At 71.9% G+C, this 17,925-nt stretch carries 15 protein-coding genes; 8 read left to right on the top strand and 7 right to left on the bottom strand.

Translation table 11 applies throughout. From position 1 onward, the window contains the following. Positions 1-6: 6 nt before the first annotated feature. The 5 genes from ACQP1S_RS27615 to ACQP1S_RS27595 all read right to left on the bottom strand — a co-directional run bounded on the left by ACQP1S_RS27615 (position 7) and on the right by ACQP1S_RS27595 (position 5,297). On the bottom strand, positions 7-1,266 hold the full coding sequence (locus ACQP1S_RS27615; protein ID WP_363665656.1) for a sugar ABC transporter permease: 1,260 nt from the start codon (positions 1,264-1,266) through the stop codon (positions 7-9). Then, a complete protein-coding gene (locus ACQP1S_RS27610) occupies positions 1,263-2,087 on the bottom strand; it encodes an ATP-binding cassette domain-containing protein (RefSeq protein WP_432900594.1) in 825 nt (274 codons plus the stop codon). Before ACQP1S_RS27610 ends, ACQP1S_RS27615 begins: the two co-directional genes overlap by 4 nt. Before the next feature lie 119 nt (positions 2,088-2,206). Beyond that, positions 2,207-3,307 (bottom strand): sugar ABC transporter substrate-binding protein, encoded by a 1,101-nt coding sequence (locus ACQP1S_RS27605; RefSeq protein ID WP_091241801.1) that lies wholly within the window; start codon positions 3,305-3,307, stop codon positions 2,207-2,209. Positions 3,308-3,518: 211 nt separating this feature from the next. Then, entirely contained in the window at positions 3,519-3,998 is a 480-nt protein-coding gene (ybaK, locus tag ACQP1S_RS27600) for a Cys-tRNA(Pro) deacylase (RefSeq protein WP_432900592.1), read from the bottom strand. A gap of 9 nt (positions 3,999-4,007) precedes the next feature. Beyond that, positions 4,008-5,297, bottom strand: coding sequence for a THUMP-like domain-containing protein (locus ACQP1S_RS27595; RefSeq protein ID WP_432900590.1), 1,290 nt, complete (start codon positions 5,295-5,297; stop codon positions 4,008-4,010). A gap of 487 nt (positions 5,298-5,784) precedes the next feature. Between ACQP1S_RS27595 and groES the strand changes: the two genes are divergently transcribed. From groES to ACQP1S_RS27575, 4 genes are all read left to right on the top strand, one after another. After that, the gene (gene groES, locus ACQP1S_RS27590; protein ID WP_084261531.1) at positions 5,785-6,099 is read left to right on the top strand and encodes a co-chaperone GroES; all 315 of its coding nucleotides are present in this window, start codon (positions 5,785-5,787) and stop codon (positions 6,097-6,099) included. A 72-nt stretch (positions 6,100-6,171) separates the two neighbouring features. Beyond that, positions 6,172-7,812: a chaperonin GroEL gene (groL, locus tag ACQP1S_RS27585; RefSeq protein WP_432900587.1), complete on the top strand. Its 1,641-nt coding sequence runs from the start codon at positions 6,172-6,174 to the stop codon at positions 7,810-7,812. Between the two features lie 128 nt (positions 7,813-7,940). Next, positions 7,941-9,653, top strand: coding sequence for a molybdopterin-dependent oxidoreductase (locus tag ACQP1S_RS27580; RefSeq protein WP_432900585.1), 1,713 nt, complete (start codon positions 7,941-7,943; stop codon positions 9,651-9,653). 180 nt (positions 9,654-9,833) lie between these two features. Further along, the gene (locus ACQP1S_RS27575) at positions 9,834-11,288 is read left to right on the top strand and encodes a non-reducing end alpha-L-arabinofuranosidase family hydrolase (protein ID WP_432900583.1); all 1,455 of its coding nucleotides are present in this window, start codon (positions 9,834-9,836) and stop codon (positions 11,286-11,288) included. 246 nt (positions 11,289-11,534) lie between these two features. Here the strand turns inward: ACQP1S_RS27575 and ACQP1S_RS27570 are convergent, their stop codons facing one another. Next, positions 11,535-11,918 (bottom strand): WhiB family transcriptional regulator, encoded by a 384-nt coding sequence (locus tag ACQP1S_RS27570; protein ID WP_091242671.1) that lies wholly within the window; start codon positions 11,916-11,918, stop codon positions 11,535-11,537. 255 nt (positions 11,919-12,173) lie between these two features. Between ACQP1S_RS27570 and ACQP1S_RS27565 the strand changes: the two genes are divergently transcribed. Further along, positions 12,174-12,998: a LuxR C-terminal-related transcriptional regulator gene (locus ACQP1S_RS27565; RefSeq protein WP_432900581.1), complete on the top strand. Its 825-nt coding sequence runs from the start codon at positions 12,174-12,176 to the stop codon at positions 12,996-12,998. A 12-nt stretch (positions 12,999-13,010) separates the two neighbouring features. On the opposite strand, the gene ACQP1S_RS27560 is transcribed toward ACQP1S_RS27565, so the two are convergent. Then, positions 13,011-13,421 carry a DUF5319 domain-containing protein gene (locus tag ACQP1S_RS27560; RefSeq protein WP_091241784.1) on the bottom strand — a complete coding sequence of 137 codons (411 nt, stop codon included), beginning with the start codon at positions 13,419-13,421 and terminating at the stop codon, positions 13,011-13,013. A gap of 195 nt (positions 13,422-13,616) precedes the next feature. Here ACQP1S_RS27560 and guaB point away from each other — a divergent pair, with 195 nt between their 5' ends. The 3 genes from guaB (at position 13,617) to ACQP1S_RS27545 (ending at position 17,911) form a co-directional block, all read left to right on the top strand. Continuing rightward, positions 13,617-15,179 (top strand): IMP dehydrogenase, encoded by a 1,563-nt coding sequence (gene guaB / locus ACQP1S_RS27555; RefSeq protein ID WP_432900578.1) that lies wholly within the window; start codon positions 13,617-13,619, stop codon positions 15,177-15,179. 30 nt (positions 15,180-15,209) lie between these two features. After that, positions 15,210-16,328: a GuaB3 family IMP dehydrogenase-related protein gene (locus tag ACQP1S_RS27550; protein WP_432900576.1), complete on the top strand. Its 1,119-nt coding sequence runs from the start codon at positions 15,210-15,212 to the stop codon at positions 16,326-16,328. Positions 16,329-16,450: 122 nt separating this feature from the next. Next, complete coding sequence (locus ACQP1S_RS27545) at positions 16,451-17,911, top strand: M1 family metallopeptidase (RefSeq protein ID WP_432900574.1); 1,461 nt, start codon at positions 16,451-16,453, stop codon at positions 17,909-17,911. The last annotated feature ends 14 nt before the right edge of the window (positions 17,912-17,925 follow it).

The raw sequence follows: 17,925 nt of genomic DNA, 5'->3' as shown, positions 1-17,925 counted from the left end.
CGCGGATCAGCGGGTGCCGGAGGCGGAGGCGCGGCGGCGCGACAGCGCGTCCACGCTGGCCGCGAGGAGCAGCACCACGCCGGTGACCACGTACTTCACCCCGGCGCTGTAGCCCATCAGGCCCATCCCGTTGTCGATGACGGCGACCACCGCGCCACCGAGCACAGCGTCGAGGACCCGGCCCTTGCCGCCGAAGAGGCTGGTGCCGCCGATCACCGCCGCGCCGACAGCGTAGAGCAGCACGTTGCTGCCGCCGGTGTTCGGGTCCACCGAGTTGGCCCGGCTCGCCGCGACGATGCCGCCGACCGCCGCCATGGACGAGCAGATCACGAAGACCGAGATGCGGATCTTGTCGACGTTGATGCCGGCCCGGCGGGCGGCTTCCTTGTTGCCGCCGACGGCGTAGACGTGCCGGCCGTAGCTGGTGCGCTGGAGCACGAAGGTCCAGACGATCAGCAGCACCGCGATGACCGGCACCACGATCGGCACGCCCTTGAGCGAGTTGATCAGGACGTTGCGGCTGCGCTCCTGGTTGAGGATGTAGACCGCGATGCCGAGGATCAGGGTCAGCCCGCCGATCCGGGCCAGCACCACCGCCATCGGGTCGGTGGTCAGGCCCCGGGCCAGCCGCTTGCGGTGGCGTAGCAGCTGCACGGCCGCGTACCCGCCGATCGCGATGGCGGCCAGCGCCCAGCCGAGGGTGGGCGGCAGGTTGCGGTTGGCGATCGCCACCAGCACCTCGTCGTTGACCGAGATGTTGGCGCCACCGCTGATCAGCATCAGCACGATGCCCTGGAAGGCGAGGAAACCGGCCAGGGTCACCACGAAGGACGGGATGCCGATCTTCGCGACCAGGAAGCCGAGCACGGTGCCGATGACCACGCCGGTGAGGATCGCGGCGAGCACGGCCACGTACCAGGGATAGCCGGCCTTGGTGGCGACGTTGGCCAGGATGGCCGCGCAGACCCCGCTGGCGAAGCCGGCGGAGAGGTCGATCTCGCCGAGCAGCAGGACGAAGACCAGCCCCATGGCGATCAGGGTGACCGCCGCGCCCTGGGTGAACAGGTTGGCGAAGTTGCCGGCGGTGAGGAACGACGGCCGCATGATCGAGAAGACGGTGCAGAGCACGATCAGCCCGAGTACGGCGGGCAGCGCGCCGATGTCGCCGCCGCGTACCCGGCCCCAGTAGCCGCGGAGGTGGCTGCCGACGGTCGGTCTCGGCGTGACCGCCGCCGGGCCTTCCTTGTGCACGGCGGTGGTGGTCATCGAACGCCTCCTGGAGTGGTGTCGGCGGGTCCTGCGCCGGTGCCGTTGCCGGCCGGGACCGGCTCGCCGGTGAGGCCGAGGTTGCCGGAGCGGCCGGCGGTGATCAGCTCGACGACCTGCGAGTGGGTGATGTCGGTGGTCTTCACCTGGGCGACCATCTGGCCGAGGTAGAGCGCGGCGACCCGGTCGGAGACGGCGAAGACGTCGTTCATGTTGTGTGAGATCAGCACCACGGCCAGGCCGTTGTCGGCCAGCCGGCGGACCAGTTCGAGCACCTGGGCGGTCTGGGCGACGCCGAGCGCGGCGGTCGGCTCGTCCAGGATGACCAGCCTGCTGTTCCAGAGCACCGCCTTGGCGATGGCGACGGTCTGCCGCTGGCCGCCGGAGAGGCTGGAGACGTGCTGGCGCAGCGACTTCACGGTCCGCACCGAGAGCCCGGCCAGGGTCTCCGCCGCCATCTGCTCCATGGTCGGCTCGTCGAGCACCAGCCCGCTGTGCTTCTCCCGGCCGAGGAACATGTTCTGCACGATGTCGAGGTTGTCGCAGAGCGCGAGGTCCTGGTAGACGACCTCGATGCCGAGCGTGGCGGCGTCCCGGGGGCTGTTGATGCTCACCGGCCGGCCGTCGAAGAGGAACTCGCCGGCGTCGGCCGGGTAGATGCCGCTGATGCACTTGACCAGGGTGGACTTGCCGGCGCCGTTGTCGCCGACCAGTGCGGTCACCTCGCCGGCGTGGGCGGCGAGGGCGACGTCGCGCAGGACCTGGACGGGACCGAAGCTCTTGTCGATCCCGCGCAGTTCCAGCAGGGGGGTCGCGGACACGGGGGTCTCCTTCAGACGGAGGGAAGATCTCGGAGCCCGTCCGGCGGCGAGCGCCGCCCGGCACGAGGTTCCGTGCCGGGCGGCGTCGCGTCGACGGGGTACGACGCTCGTCGTACGGGTCAGCTGATGCCGTTCGCGGCGCAGAGCGCGGCGTACGCACCGGTGCAGAGCTTGGCCTTGTCGACGTAGCCGTCGGCCACCACGTCCTTGACGGTCGACTTGTCGATCGCCTTCGGCTCCAGCAGCACGGACGGGACGTCCCGGCCGCTCTCCGGGTCCTTGACGGTCTGCCCGGTGTCCTTCCGCTCGCCCTTCGCCACGGCGATGGCCAGCTCGGCGGCCGCGTCGGCCTCCTTCTTGACGGCCTTGTAGACGGTCATGCACTGGTCACCGGCGAGGATGTTCTGCAGGCCGGTCACGTCGGCGTCCTGGCCGGTCACCGGGACCTTGCCGTTGAGCTTGTTCTTCTTCAGCACCGAGATCGCCGCGTTGCCGAGGCCGTCGTTGGCGGAGAGCACACCGTCGATCTTGCCGCCGGTCTGGGTGAGCATCTGCTCGAAGATGGTGGCGCCCTGCGCCGGGTCCCAGTCCGGGACGGCCTGGTCCGGGCCCTTGGTGTATTCCTTCGAGTCGAACTTCGGCTTGAGCACCGAGTCGTAGCCGTTCTTGAACAGGGTGGCGTTGTTGTCGGTCGGCGAGCCGTTGAGGTAGGCGACCGTCGGGTTCTTGACGCCCTTCTCGGTCAGGCACTTGGCCAGGCCCTCGCCCTGGAGCTTGCCGACGGCCTCGTTGTCGAAGCTGACGTAGTACTGGGCGGAGCCGCCCAGGGTGAGCCGGTCGTAGTCGATCGTCGCGACACCCTGCGACTTCGCCTTGTCCAGCACGGCCTTGCCGGTGCCGGAGTCCAGGTTGACGATCATCAGGGTGGTGACGCCCCCGGTGATCATCTGGTCGGCGATGGTCTGGAAGGCGTTCTTGTCGTTCTGCGCGTTCTGGATGTCGGACTCGACACCGGCTTTGTCGAACGCCTCCTTGAGGAACCGGCGGTCGGCGGTCTCCCAGCGGGCGGAGGACTTGCTGTCGGGCAGGATCACGCCGATCTTCGGCTTCTTGGCGGCGCTGCCGCCGGTGTCGTCGCTCGTGGAGTTGTCGCCACAGGCGGCCATGCTGCCGGTGGCCAGCAGGCCGACGGCGGCGAAGGTGAGGAAGCCCTTGCGCATGTCTGCACGGGTCCTTTCGAGGGTGGGGGAAGGAGTGGTCGGTGTTTGTTGTGTCCGGCAACGTATTCCCGCTCACCTTCGGGGCGCAAGACTGCCGAGGTCAGAAGTTTGTTGGCGGCGGTAACAATTCAGCAACGTGGCTGTCACCCCGGGGACACCCGTCCCGCGATCACGCTGCGTGTCTGGTTCGCAACCGCCCTGGTCCGGGCGGTCAGCGGGCGGCGATCCGCGCGGTGCCGGCCCCGCTCAGGGCGACCAGGTCGGCCGGGGCGAGCTGGAGCTGCCACCCCCGGCGGCCGGCCGAGACATAGACGGTCTCGTGGTCCAGCGCGGAGGCGTCCACCACCGTCGGCAGCCGTCGCCGCTGACCCAGCGGGCTGATCCCGCCCCGCACGTAACCGGTGCTCCGCTCGGCGGCGGCGCGGTCGGCCAGCACGGCCCGCTTGCCACCCAGCGCCGCCGCCAGCGCCTTGAGGTCCAGCTCACCGGTGACCGGGACGACCGCCACCGCCAGCGCCCCGTCCACCTCGGCGACCAGCGTCTTGAACACCCGCTCCGGTGGCACCCCGAGCGCCGCCGCGACCAGCGCGCCGTAGTGCGGCGCGTCCGGGGACACGTCGTACGGATGGGTGCGGTACGCGATCTTCCGCTTGGTCAGCAGCGCCGTCGCCGCGGTGGCCGGTCCCGCCATGCGGTCACGCTAGCCCGGCGTGCCCGTACCCGCGACCGGTCGACCGATCAGCACCGTCGGCGCCCCGGCCACCCGGGTCAGCACCAGGCTGGCCGGGTGCTCCCCGGCCAGCCTCAGGTCCCGGCGCAGTTGTTCGGGCACCAGCGCCGAGCCCCGCTTGAGGATCTCCACCCGGCCGACCCGACGCTCCCGCAGCAGCGCGCGCAGCCGCTTCAGCGAGAACGGCAGCACGTCGACGATCTCCAGGCACCTGCCGAACGGGGTCGGCTGCGGGGTGTCCGCGTACAGGTAGGCGATGCTCGGGTCGGCCAGCGTCGCGTCGAGCGTGTCGGCCAGCTCGGCGACCAGGTGCGCCCGGACCACCGCCGGGTCCGGGTCGTACAGGTAGCGCCGGACCGGTCCGACCTTCGCCTCCACGTCGCCCGTACCGGTCAACTGGTGGCCGCGCGTCGCCGGGCCGCCGGGGCCGTCCGGGCCGTCCGCCGGACGGCCCGGTTCGCCTGAGTCGTCTGTCGGGCGCTGGCGGGCGGTGGGTCCCGGTCGCAGCACGGTCGCCCGGCGGGGCACCTCGGCGAGCGGGCCGCCCCAGAGGGCCGCCTCGACCAGGTCGCCGTCGACGCTGACCCACTCCGCCTCGGCCCCGGCCGGGATCAGCGCGTGGTCGAGCCCGGGGGCCACCTTCACCACCGTGTGCGGCACCCGCCCGGCCAGCCCGGTGACGAAGTCCCACGGTGGCGAGTAGGCGTTCGGGTCGAAGATCCGTCGTCCGGTGCCGCCCTGCCGCCGGGCCGGATCGCAGAAGACCGCGTCGACCCGGCTCACGTCGAACGCCGTCGCGTCGCCGCACTCGACGGTGAATCTCCCGGCCAGCCCGGCGGCCTCGGCGTTCGCGGCGGCCAGCGCGGCGGTGACCGGGTCGGCCTCCACCCCGTACACCCGGATGCCGGCGCGGGCGGCGGCGAGCGCGTCGGCACCGAGGCCGCAGCCCAGGTCGGCGAGGGTGCGCACCCCGGCGGCGGCGAGTCGGGCGGCCCGCCGGTCGGCGACCACCCGCCGGGTGGCCTGCTCCAGGCCTGGGCGGGTGAGGAACATCCCGGCCGCCTCCGGGCCGAACTTGCCGACCGCCCGGCGGCGCAGCTCGGCCTGGGTCAGCGCGGCGGCGGCCAACCCGGGCGGCACCCCGCGTGACCGCAGCGCCGCCGCCGCGACCAGCGGATCGCCGCCGGCCACCTCGGTCGCCGCGGCGAGCACGGCCGACCCCTCGGGGGTACGCAGCGCGGCGAACTGGTCGAGATCCACGCCCCCATTGTCCGGCCCGGCCGGTCCGGGGTTTCCGCCGGTGCCGACCCGCGACCGCTCCCCGCACGATCCGGCACGATCCGCCTCCCCGCAAGATCGACTCAGTGGGGCCGATGTTGCGGTGTCCGGGCGGTGTTGTCACCGCAACATCGCCACCATTGAGTTGATCACCACCCGGGCGGGCCGGATGCGGCGGCGGACAGGGATGTGGCGGCGGGTCGGGGGGTGGTGGGTGATCATGCTTGGCGGTGGAACGGTGACGACACGGCGGGTGGCACGTTGGCACTCTCCTTGACGGAGTGCTAGCCGAGGAATAACCTGCGATTAGCACTCTCACCCTGAGGGTGCCAGCGTCCGGGCCACCTGGCCCGGGTGCTGAACGCCAGGCGGACCGGCACCCGCGACGACGGCCCCGCCCGGTGGCATGTGGCAGATTGACGCTGGTCGGACTCTCGGCCGGCAACGAAACCAAGTACCCCAGGAGGGTATGCCCGTGACTACCGCGACCAAGGTTGCGATCAAGCCGCTCGAGGACCGCATCGTGGTCCAGGCGAACGAGGCTGAGACCACCACGGCGTCGGGCATCGTGATCCCCGACACCGCCAAGGAGAAGCCGCAGGAGGGCACTGTCCTCGCCGTCGGCCCGGGCCGGATCGACGACAAGGGCAACCGCGTGCCGCTCGACGTCAAGGTCGGCGACACCGTTCTCTACTCGAAGTACGGCGGCACCGAGATCAAGTACGCCGGCGAGGAGTACCTGGTGCTCTCCGCCCGCGACGTTCTCGCGGTCATCGAGAAGTAACCAACCGATTCCAGTGTCGTCGCCCCGGTCCGGCTCGCCGGGCCGGGGCGACGACGCTTCGAAGGGACATTCATGGCGAAGATCCTGAGCTTCTCGGACGACGCCCGGCACCTGCTGGAGCACGGTGTCAACGCCCTCGCGGACACGGTCAAGGTCACCCTCGGCCCGCGCGGGCGCAACGTCGTCCTGGACAAGAAATTCGGTGCGCCGACGATCACCAACGATGGTGTGACCATCGCCAAGGAGATCGAGCTCACCAACCCGTACGAGAACCTCGGCGCGCAGCTGGTCAAGGAGGTGGCGACGAAGACCAACGACGTCGCCGGCGACGGGACCACCACCGCGACCGTGCTGGCCCAGGCGATGGTGCGCGAGGGCCTGCGCAACGTGACCGCCGGGGCCAACCCGGCCGGCCTCAAGCGGGGTGTCGACGCGGCGGCCGCCAAGGTCTCCGAGGCGCTGCTCGGCCGGGCCGCCGAGGTGGCCGACAAGGAGTCGATCGCGCACGTCGCGACGATCTCCGCGCAGGACGCCACCATCGGCGAGCTGATCGCCGAGGCGATGGAGCGGGTCGGCCGCGACGGTGTCATCACCGTCGAGGAGGGCTCCACCCTCACCACCGAGCTGGAGGTGACCGAGGGTCTCCAGTTCGACAAGGGCTTCATCTCGCCGAACTTCGTCACGGACTCCGAGTCGCAGGAGTCGGTGCTGGACGACCCGTACATCCTCATCACCACGCAGAAGATCTCGGCGATCGAGGAGCTGCTGCCGCTGCTGGAGAAGGTCCTCCAGAACAGCAAGCCGCTGCTGATCGTCGCCGAGGACGTCGACGGCCAGGCGCTGTCGACCCTGGTGGTCAACGCGATCCGCAAGACCATCAAGGTCTGCGCGGTCAAGGCCCCCGGCTTCGGCGACCGCCGCAAGGCGATGCTCCAGGACATGGCGATCCTGACCGGCGCCGAGCTGGTCGCCCCGGAGCTGGGCTACCGGCTCGACCAGGTCGGCCTGGAGGCGCTCGGCACCGCCCGGCGCGTCGTGGTCGACAAGGAGAACACCACCGTCATCGACGGCGGCGGCCAGTCCGCCGAGGTCGCCGACCGGGTCGCCCAGATCCGCAAGGAGATCGAGGCGTCCGACTCCGACTGGGACCGGGAGAAGCTGGCCGAGCGGCTGGCGAAGCTCTCCGGCGGCATCGCGGTCATCAAGGCGGGCGCGGCGACCGAGGTCGAGATGAAGGAGCGCAAGCACCGCATCGAGGACGCGATCGCCGCGACCAAGGCAGCGGTCGAGGAGGGCACGGTTCCCGGCGGCGGCGCCGCGCTGGCCCAGATCCGTTCGGTGCTCGACGACGACCTCGGCTTCACCGGTGACGAGAAGGTCGGTGTCTCGATCGTGCGCAAGTCGCTGGTCGAGCCGCTGCGCTGGATCGCCCAGAACGCCGGCCACGACGGTTACGTGGTGGTCGAGAAGGTCGCCGGCAAGGAGTGGGGCCACGGCCTCGACGCCGCCAAGGGCGAGTACGTCGACCTGGTGAAGTCCGGCATCATCGACCCGGTGAAGGTGACCCGTAACGCGGTCACCAACGCCGCGTCGATCGCCGGTCTGCTGCTGACCACCGAGAGCCTCGTGGTGGAGAAGCCGGAGCAGCCGGAGCCGGCTGCCGCCGGTGGGCACGGCCACGGTCACGGCCACCAGCACGGCCCGGGGTTCTGACCCGGTAGCACGCCTGTTCAGGGCGCATCGTCGTACGTCGGCGGTGCGCCCTGACGCGTCCGGGGGCAGCTGCTTACGGAACGGTGACGTGCTGGCAACCGGGGCGGGCGATCGACGACACTGGCCGGATGAGCACCACCCCCCGCGGCTTCGCCGCCCTGGCCGGGGTCACCGCCGCCGTGGTGGCCATCGGTGTCGCCGAGCCGGTCGCCGTCCTCACCGGTCCCCGTTCCGCCCCGCTGATCGCCGTCGGCGGGGTGGTGGTCGACGTGGTTCCCGAGCCGCTCAAGCAGTTCGCCATCGACGTCTTCGGCACGTACGACAAGATCGCCCTGCTGGTCGGGACGGCGGTGCTGCTGGCGGCGTTCGCCGCCGGGATCGGCGCGCTGGCCGCACGCCGGCTCTCCGTCGGACTGGTGGGCATCGCGGCGTTCGCCGGCCTCGGTGCCGCCGCCGCGCTCACCCGGGCCGGCGCGGATGCCGCCGATGCGCTTCCCGCCCTGGTCGGCGGGGGGCTGGGCGCGCTGGTGCTCTGGGCTTTCGTGGCCGGCCCGTGGCAGCTCGACCCCTGGCCCTGGCGGCCACCCACCCCCCTGCCCGCCGCCCCCTCGGCCCCGACCCCCGAGCCGTCCCCATCGCCGAAGTCCGGGTCGTCGTCGGTCGAGCCGTCACTGAAGGCCGGGACGACCGGGCCGCCCCCGACTCCGCCGCCCCCGACGCCCGGATCGCCGGTTGTGCCGCCGGCCGGGTGGGAGCCGTTGGAGCCGACCGACCCGGAGTCCCGGCGGCGGTTCCTGCGCGGTGCGGGCCTGCTGGCGGGCGCGGCGACCGTGGTGGGGCTGGGCGGGCACTGGCTCGCCGGTCGACGGGGGGTCTCGGCGGCCCGGGAGGCGGTCGCGTTGCCCACCCCGTCGGCGGTGGCGCCGGCGGTGCCGCCCGGTGCGGATCTGTCGCTGGCCCAGCTCGCCCCCTACACCACCCCGAACAGCGGCTTCTACCGGATCGACACGGCGCTGGTGGTGCCGCAGGTCGATCCGGCGACCTGGCGGTTGCGCATCCACGGCCGGGTACGCAATCCGATCGAGTTGACCTTCGCCGAGTTGCTCGCCCGCCCGATGGTGGAGCGCTACGTCACGCTGGCCTGCGTCTCCAACGAGGTGGGCGGGGACCTGATCGGCAACGCCCGCTGGCTGGGCGTACCGATCCGGGAACTGCTCGACGAGGCGGAGCCGGAGGAGGGGGCCGACCAGGTGGTCGGCCGCTCGGTCGACGGTTGGACCTGCGGCACCCCCACGGCGGCGCTGCGCGACGGCCGGGACGCCCTGCTGGCGGTGGGGATGAACGGCGAGCCGCTGCCGGTCGAGCACGGCTTCCCGGTGCGGATGGTGGTGCCCGGCCTCTACGGGTACGTGTCGGCCTGCAAGTGGGTCACCGAGCTGGAGCTGACCAGCTTCGCCGACTTCGACGCGTACTGGGTGCCGCGTGGCTGGTCGGCGCAGGGGCCGGTGAAGACCCAGTCGAGGATCGACACCCCGCGCCCGCGCAACCGGCTGACCGCCGGTGAGGTGGTGGTGGCCGGGGTGGCCTGGGCGCAGCACCGGGGGATCAGCCGGGTCGAGGTACGGGTGGACGGCGGTGGGTGGCAGGAGGCGACCCTCGCCCCGGCGGTGTCGGTGGACACCTGGGTGCAGTGGTCGTGGCGCTGGCCGGCGACCGCCGGTGAGCACACCCTCCAGGTGCGGGCGACCGACCGGGACGGCGAGACCCAGACTCCGCTGGCCGCCCCGGTGGCCCCGGACGGCGCCACCGGTTGGCACAGCGTCACAGTCACCGTCCGCTGATTTCACAGCACCCTGGGTCATCAGTCATGATCGATATGTTGATTACCGGAAATTCCCCGGTGGTGTCGAGGGTTGAGGCTGTGGGAGCGCTCCCGTAACATACCTGACGCGACTGTTAACGTTCACCTAACAACGACCACCACCAATGTGCAGGTCGCCATCCCGTCAGGAGGGTGTTTTATGTCCAGATCCAGATCGGCCAATGTCGGCCTGGTCTCGGCCGGTGTCGCGTTGCTGGCCTCGGCGGGGATCGTCACCGCGTTGCCGGCGGGTGCCGCCGCGGCGGGCTGTTCGGTGAACTACACCGTCTCCTCGGAGTGGGGCGGCGGCTTCGGTGCCAACGTCGCGATCACCAACCTGGGCGACGCGCTGAGCAGTTGGACGCTGACCTGGGCCTTCGGTTCCGGGCAGTCGGTGACGCAGGCGTGGAACGCCACCGTGACGCAGAGCGGTTCGGCGGTGACCGCCAAGAACATGAGCTACAACGGTGCGATCCCGACCAACGGCTCGGTGTCGTTCGGCTTCAACGGGGCCTGGACGTCCAGCAACCCGGTCCCGACGAGCTTCGCGCTCAACGGGGTGGCCTGCAACGGTGACCCGAACCCGACCACCCCGCCGCCGACCACCCCGCCCCCCACGACCCCGCCGCCGACCACCCCGCCGCCGACCACGCCCCCGCCGACCACGCCGCCGCCGACCACCCCGCCGCCGGGCAACTGCTCCCTGCCGACGTCCTACCGCTGGTCGTCGACCGGCCCGCTGGCGCAGCCGAAGGCCGGCTGGGCGTCACTCAAGGACTTCACCATCGCCCCCTACCAGGGCAAGCAGTTGGTGTACGCCACCACCCACAGCAGCAGCGCCACCGGCGGCTGGGGTTCGATGAACTTCAGCCTGGTCGACAACCTCAACCAGCTCGGCTCGGCCACCCAGAACACCATGAGCCAGGGCACCGTCGCGCCGTCGCTGTTCTACTTCGCGCCGAAGAACATCTGGGTTCTCGCCCACCAGTGGGGCGGGACGTCGTTCTCGTACCGCACGTCGACCAACCCGGCCAACGCCAACGGCTGGTCGGCCGCGCAGACCCTGTCGACCGCGAAGATCACCGACTCCGGCACCGGGGTGATCGACCAGACGATCATCGGCGACGACCAGAACATGTACCTGTTCTTCGCTGGCGACAACGGCAGGATCTACCGCCAGATCATGCCGATCGGGAACTTCCCGGGCAGCTTCGGTGCCAACTACACGACCATCATGAGCGACACCTCGGAAAACATCTTCGAGGCGCCGCAGGTCTACAAGGTGCAGGGCCGCAACCAGTACCTGATGATCATCGAGGCCAGGACCAGCTCCTGGGAGCGCTACTTCCGCTCGTTCACGGCGACCAGCCTGGGCGGCACCTGGACGCCGAACGCGACGACCTACAACAACCCGTTCGCGGGCAAGGCCAACAGCGGTGCCACCTGGACCAACGACATCAGCCACGGTGAGCTGCTGCGCACCAGCGCGGATCAGACGAACACGATCGACCCGTGCAACTTGCAGCTGCTCTACCAGGGTCGTTCCCCCAGCTCCGACGGCGTCGACTACGGCCTGCTGCCGTACCGGCCGGGTCTGCTGACCCTGCGGCGCTGACGGCGTGACGCAGGTGGGACCCCGCTGTTCCCGCCTCCCGCGACCGGCGGCGTACGCCGCACCGGGTGAGCCGTAGGACGGCTCGGGAGCAGGATCGGGTGGAATGAGGGGCGGGTCCGGCGATGCCGGGCCCGCCCCGCTCTTCGTGTGTGTCGGCCGGCCCGGTGTCGGGACCAGGGGCCGGGGAAACGACGAGGCCGCGCTCCGGAGATCGGAGTGCGGCCTCGTCGAGGTGTGCTGGGTCGGTCAGGCGATCTTGCGCTGGGCCGGCATGGCGGTCTTGTGCGGAGCGCCGAGGCGGGCCTCCATGCGGGCGATGTCCACCCGGGTCTGCCGGCGGTCGGCCAGGTCCTCCCAGCCGAGGGCGAGCAGCCGCAGCCGCTCCGACTCACTGAGGCCACCCCAGACGCCGTACGGCTCGCGGACCGCGAGGGCGTGCGCCGCGCACTCGGCGCGCACCGGGCAGGCCTGGCAGACGGACTTGGCGCCGGACTCCCGGCGCAGCCGGGACGAGCCGCGCTCGCCGTCCGGGTGGAAGAACTGGGCGCTGTCCCGGCCCCGGCAGGCACCGAGACGCTGCCAGTCCCACAGGTCGACGATGGGTCCGGGCAGTCTACGTACGTTCGACATCAGCACCCCTCCTCCCGCGCGGCACCGCGGAGATCCTCGTTGAACCGGCGTCCGGGCTGTGGTCCGCGCTGGCGTACCGCCTTCCGGCCTGGAGCCTCGGTACCCGAACCCGCGCCGACTCACACGTGTTGAGATCGAAAACCCGAGCAGCCTGCGGCTTATGACCTAAATGTCGGAAAAGTTCGGAGGATTGCCCGGAACCTCCTCCCCGGTGGACCCCGTCATGGTCTGCTCGTGTCCGGAGAGGAGACCACCTTGCGTACCGTTCTCGTATGCGTTCGGACACCGGCCGCCGCGCAGCAGTTGACCAATGCGGCGGCGCGACTCGGCCTGGCCGCGGTCATCCGGACGGCCGTCTCCGATCCCGAGGTGATGCTGCGGCTCGCCGAGCGCCCGGTCGACGTGGTGCTCGCCGACACGGCGCTCACCCGGCCGGACAGCGCCGGCTTCGTCCGCCGGGTGCTGGCCCGCGCGCCGCAGGCCGCGGTGCTGCTGCTCGGCACCGAGGAGTCGGAGGCGGCGGCGGCCACCATCAGCGCCGGGGCGCGGGGCCTGATCCAGGGCGCCGACCACGACCTGACCAGCGCGGTGGCGAAGGCGCTGCTGCTGCTCTCCGCACCCGGTCGGCCCGCCCGGCACCGGGTCGCCGACCCCGCCCGGGACACCGCCTCGGTCGGTGCGCCACCCCGACCCGCCACCGGTCGTACGCCGGGAGCGGGCTGGTCGCCGGCGGCGGCCGAGGGGCCGCCCGGAGCGCCGTCGGTGGTGCCCGTGCAGCGTGGTGACGACGAGGTCGACGGCGAGCCGGAGGCCGGACCGGCCGAGTCGCACCCGGCCGGCGCGTCGCCGCGACCGGCTCCCGGCGCGCGCAGCGGTCGGACCTCGGTCGGGTTGACCGAGCGCGAACTCCAGGTGCTGCTCGGTATGGCCGAGGGCAAGAGCAACGCGGAGATCGGCCGGGAGCTGTTCGTCTCGGAGGACACCGTCAAGACGCACGCCCGGCGGCTGTTCCGCAAGCTCGGTGCCCGGGACCGGGCGCATGCGGTGGCCGCCGGCTTCCGTGCCGGCCTGGTCGCCTGAGCGTCCCGGCGGTCAGTCCTCCGGGTCGGGGTCGTCCGCGGTGGATTCGGTCAGGGTGTCGTGCACCCCGTCGGCATAGCCGCGGGCGTAGTCCCAGGTGACGTAGTGGTCCGGGTCGGGGTCGTAGGCCGGCTCGTGCACCCGGGGACGGCCCGAGCTGAGCAGGTGACGCAGGTTGCCCCGGAGCAGGTCCCAGTCGAAGTAGTGCGGCTCGCGGCAGTCCTCGCACTCGATGACCAGCCCGCGTACCCCGATCGGGGCCAGCAGGGCCTGGTAGATCTCCAGATCGGCGAGGTCTTCCAGCACGTCCTGCCGCTCGACCTCGGTCAGCGGGTCGAGTGGGGCGTCGTCGCCCGGATCGTCCAGCCCCGCAGCCGGATCGGCCGGGTCGCCGTTGAACGGGTCGATGGGCTCGTCGTGCACCCCCTCACCGTAGACCCAACCCTCGCGGCACGCGCCCCCCGGCGGTCGCTGTGGCGTCGCCGACGCCGGCCGGTCGCCGGCGAGGGCCGCCCAGCTCAGTGGGTACGATGAGACGACTCGCCGTCACCCCGGCGTGCGCCGGTGCCGCGCGCGCCGCCTCGCTGAATCCCATCCGAGCAGCTCAGGGGAGCAATCGTGGAGAATTCGCCCAGCACCGATCTTCCGGCCGGCGTCGACAGCGGCGAGTGGGGCGGCCACCTGCCGGAGCTGCCCGCCGGGTCGGCGCGGGTGGTGCCGCTCGGGCTGACCTTCGACGACGTGCTGCTCCAGCCGGGCGAGTCGGACGTGGTGCCGAGCCGGGTGAACACCCGCACCCGGCTCACCCGCAACGTCGAGTTGACCATCCCGCTGCTGTCCAGCGCGATGGACACCGTCACCGAGGCCCGGATGGCGATCGCGATGGCCCGCCAGGGTGGCATCGGCGTGCTGCACCGCAATCTCTCCCTGGAGGACCAGGCGCTCCAGGTCGACCTGGTCAAGCGCTCCGAGTCCGGCATGATCACCAATCCGGTGACGGCCAGCCCCGAGGACACCCTGCGCGAGGTCGACGAGCTGTGCGGTCGCTACCGCATCTCCGGCGTCCCGGTGGTCGACGGCGAGGGCCAACTGGTCGGCATCGTCACCAACCGGGACATGCGCTTCGTCTCCGACCCGGCCACCCCGGTCCACTCGATCATGACGCGGACGCCGCTGGTCACCGCCCCGGTCGGGGTGAGCAAGGACGACGCCCTCGCGCTGCTGCGCCAGCACAAGGTCGAGAAGCTGCCGATCGTGGACGACGCCGGTCGGCTGCGTGGCCTGATCACCGTCAAGGACTTCACCAAGAGCGAGCAGTACCCGGAGGCCACCAAGGACGACGCCGGCCGGCTCCGGGTCGCCGCCGCCATCGGGGTGGGTGAGGACGCCTACAAGCGGGCCCGCACCCTGGTCGACGCCGGCGTCGACGTGCTGATCGTGGACACCGCGCACGGCCACCAGCGGGCTGTGCTGGACATGGTCCGCCGGCTCAAGGCCGACGTCACGGTTGACGTCGTGGGCGGCAACGTGGCCACCTACGCCGGGGCGAAGGCCCTGGTCGACGCCGGTGCCGACGGCGTCAAGGTCGGTGTCGGCCCGGGTGCCATCTGCACCACCCGGATCGTCGCCGGGGTCGGCGTGCCGCAGGTGACCGCGATCATGGAGGCGGCCCGCGCCGCCCGCCCGGCCGGTGTCCCGGTGATCGGCGACGGTGGCATCCAGTACTCGGGCGACATCGCCAAGGCCCTGGTGGCCGGTGCCGACACGGTGATGCTCGGCAGCCTGCTGGCCGGCTGCGAGGAGAGCCCCGGCGAGCTGATCTTCGTCAACGGCAAGCAGTTCAAGGCCTACCGGGGGATGGGGTCGCTGGGCGCGATGCAGTCCCGGGGCCAGGCCAAGTCGTACAGCAAGGACCGCTACTTCCAGCAGGACGTGCTCAGCGACGACAAGCTGGTCCCGGAGGGCGTGGAGGGTCAGGTGCCCTACCGGGGGCCGCTGTCCCGGGTGGCCCACCAGCTCGTCGGCGGGCTGCGGCTGGCGATGGGGTACGCCGGCGCGGAGAACATCCCCGACCTGCACCACCGGGGCCAGCTCATCCGGATCACCGCGGCCGGCCTCAAGGAGAGCCACCCGCACGACATCCAGATGACCGTCGAAGCGCCCAACTACCACACCCGCTGACCCACCACCCTCAACCATCTGGAGTCCCTCATGCGTGACGTGGTCGAGATCGGGCTGGGCAAGACCGCGCAGCGCGGTTACCACCTGGACGACATCGCCATCGTGCCCAGCCGCCGGACCAGGGACGTCGACGACGTCTCCACCGGCTGGCAGCTCGACGCCTACCAGTTCGACATCCCCTGCGTCGGCCACCCGTCGGACGCCACCATGAGCCCCGCCTCGGCGGTGCGGCTCGGCCAGCTCGGCGGCTTGGGCGTGCTCAACGTCGAGGGCCTGTGGACCCGGTACGAGAACCCGGCCAAGGTCCTGGAGGAGCTGGCCGGTCTGGACGAGGACGCCCGTGCCACCAAACGGCTCCAGGAGGTCTACGCCGAGCCGATCCGCCCCGACCTGATCGCCGAGCGGGTCCGCGAGCTGCGGGCGGGCGGCAGCACCGTGGCCGTCCGGGTGTCCCCGCAGCACACCCTGGCGCTGGCCCCGGTGATCCTGGACGCGGGCGTCGACATCCTGGTCATCCAGGGCACCATCGTCTCGGCCGAGCACGTCTCGACCACCGACGAACCGCTGAACCTCAAGGAGTTCATCGCCGACCTCGACCTCCCGGTGGTCGTCGGCGGCTGCACCGACTACAAGACGGCGCTGCACCTGATGCGTACCGGTGCGGCCGGGGTGATCGTCGGCATCGGTGGCGACGACTGGTCGACCAGCGAGTCGGTGCTCGGCATCCGGGTGCCGATGGCCACCGCGATCGCCGACGCCGCCGCCGCCCGGCGCGACTACCTCGACGAGACGGGCGGACGCTACGTCCACCTCATCGCCGACGGTGACATGCAGACCTCCGGCGACATCGCCAAGGCGCTCGGCTGCGGGGCGGACGCGGTGATGCTCGGCGAGCCGTTGTCGCTCTGCGCGGAGGCCCCGGCCGGCGGGGCCTGGTGGCACTCGGCGGCCAGCCACCCGTCGCTGCCGCGTGGCGCGTTCGAGGTGGCCGGTGAGCCGCTCGGCTCGATGGAGCGGTTGCTCTTCGGCCCGGCCGACGAGCCGGACGGCCAGCTCAACCTCTTCGGCGGGCTGCGCCGGGCGATGGCCAAGTGCGGCTACCGCGACCTGAAGGAGTTCCAGAAGGTCGGCCTGGTCCTCGACCGCTGACCCGCCCGGCACGACGGCCGGCCGGCCCCAGCAGCGTGGGCCCGGCCGGCCGTCCGTCGTTCGGCGCACACGGGGTCGGCCCTCTCGGTAGGCTGCGCGCACGGCGGGGCGGCGAACGGGGGATGAAGGTGGCCATGAGCCGGAACCGGCGCGGTCTCGCACTGCTGGTGACCGTGGCGCTGGCCCTGGCCGGCTGCACGGCCGACCCGAAGCCCCCGGAGTCCCGGTCCGTCCCGACCCCCGGTGCGACCCCGAGCGTGACCCCCGGCCCGGCCGGTGTCGGCGACTCCTACTTCCCGACCGCCGGCAACAGCGGCTACGACGTCGAGCGGTACACCCTCAAGGTCCGTTACGACCCGGCCCGCGACGAGCTGCGCGGCACCGCCACGGTGCGGGCCACCGCCACCGCCGAGCTGCCCCTGTTCCACCTCGACCTGGCCGGCCTGACGGTCCGTCGGGTCACCGTGGACGGCAGCCCGGCCCGGCACGCCCGGGAGGGCACCGAGCTGGTGGTCACCCCGGCCGCGCCGGTCCGGTCCGGGACGGCGTTCACCGTCGAGGTCGGCTACGACGGACAGCCGGTGCCGCTGCCCAACGAGGCGATCGGCGAGGGCGGTTGGCTGCACACCGCCGACGGGGCGATCGCGCTCGGCCAGCCCGAGTCGGCGAGCACCTGGTTCCCGGTCAACGACCACCCCTCCGACAAGGCCGCCTACGACTTCGAGATCACCGTGCCCAAGGGGCTGGTCGCGGTCGCCAACGGGGTGCCGCAGGGGCAGCGCCCCGCAGCGGGTGGCTGGACCACGTGGCGCTGGTCCGAGGCGACCCCGATGGCCAGTTACCTGAGCACGGTGGTGATCGGGAAATACCGCACCAGCACCGGCGAACACCGGGGCCGGCCGGTGTTCAGCGCGGTCGCCAGCAGCCTGCCCCGGGGGGCCGCCGACGAGTCGATCGCCGGCACCCTGGCGGTCGCCGACTACCTGGAGACCGTGTTCGGGCCGTACCCGTTCGGGGCGTACGGCGGGGTGGTGGTCGACGAGCCCCGGATCAGGTACGCGCTGGAGACGCAGAGCCGGCCGGTCTACTCGGCCAACTTCTTCCGGACCGGCGTGAACACCGGGGTGGTCGCCCACGAGATCGCCCACCAGTGGTTCGGCGACAGCGTCTCGGTGGCCCGCTGGGAGGACATCTGGCTCAACGAGGGGCTGGCCACGTACGCCGAGTGGCTCTGGGCCGAACACCAGGGCCGGGACACCGCACAGGCCACCTTCGACCAGCAGTACACCGCGTCCGACGACCAGGTCTGGCGGGTGCCGCCGGCCGCGCCCGGGGTGGCGAACCTGTTCAGCGAATCGGTCTACCAGCGGGGCGGGATGACCGTGCACGCGTTGCGGGTGGCGGTCGGCGACGACGCGTTCTTCCGGCTCCTGAAGGCATGGGCGACCGAGAAGCGCAACGGCAACGCCACCACCGCGGAGTTCGTGGCGACCGCCGAGCGGGTCAGCGGGCAGCAACTCGACGACCTCTTCGCCGCCTGGTTGTACGGCACCGAACGCCCGCCGCCCCCGACCCGCCGCTGACCCGCCCCGCCGGG

The organism is Micromonospora matsumotoense (assembly GCF_050951065.1).
GTDB lineage: Bacteria > Actinomycetota > Actinomycetes > Mycobacteriales > Micromonosporaceae > Micromonospora > Micromonospora matsumotoensis.
This window is presented reverse-complemented; position numbering and strand designations above follow the sequence as displayed.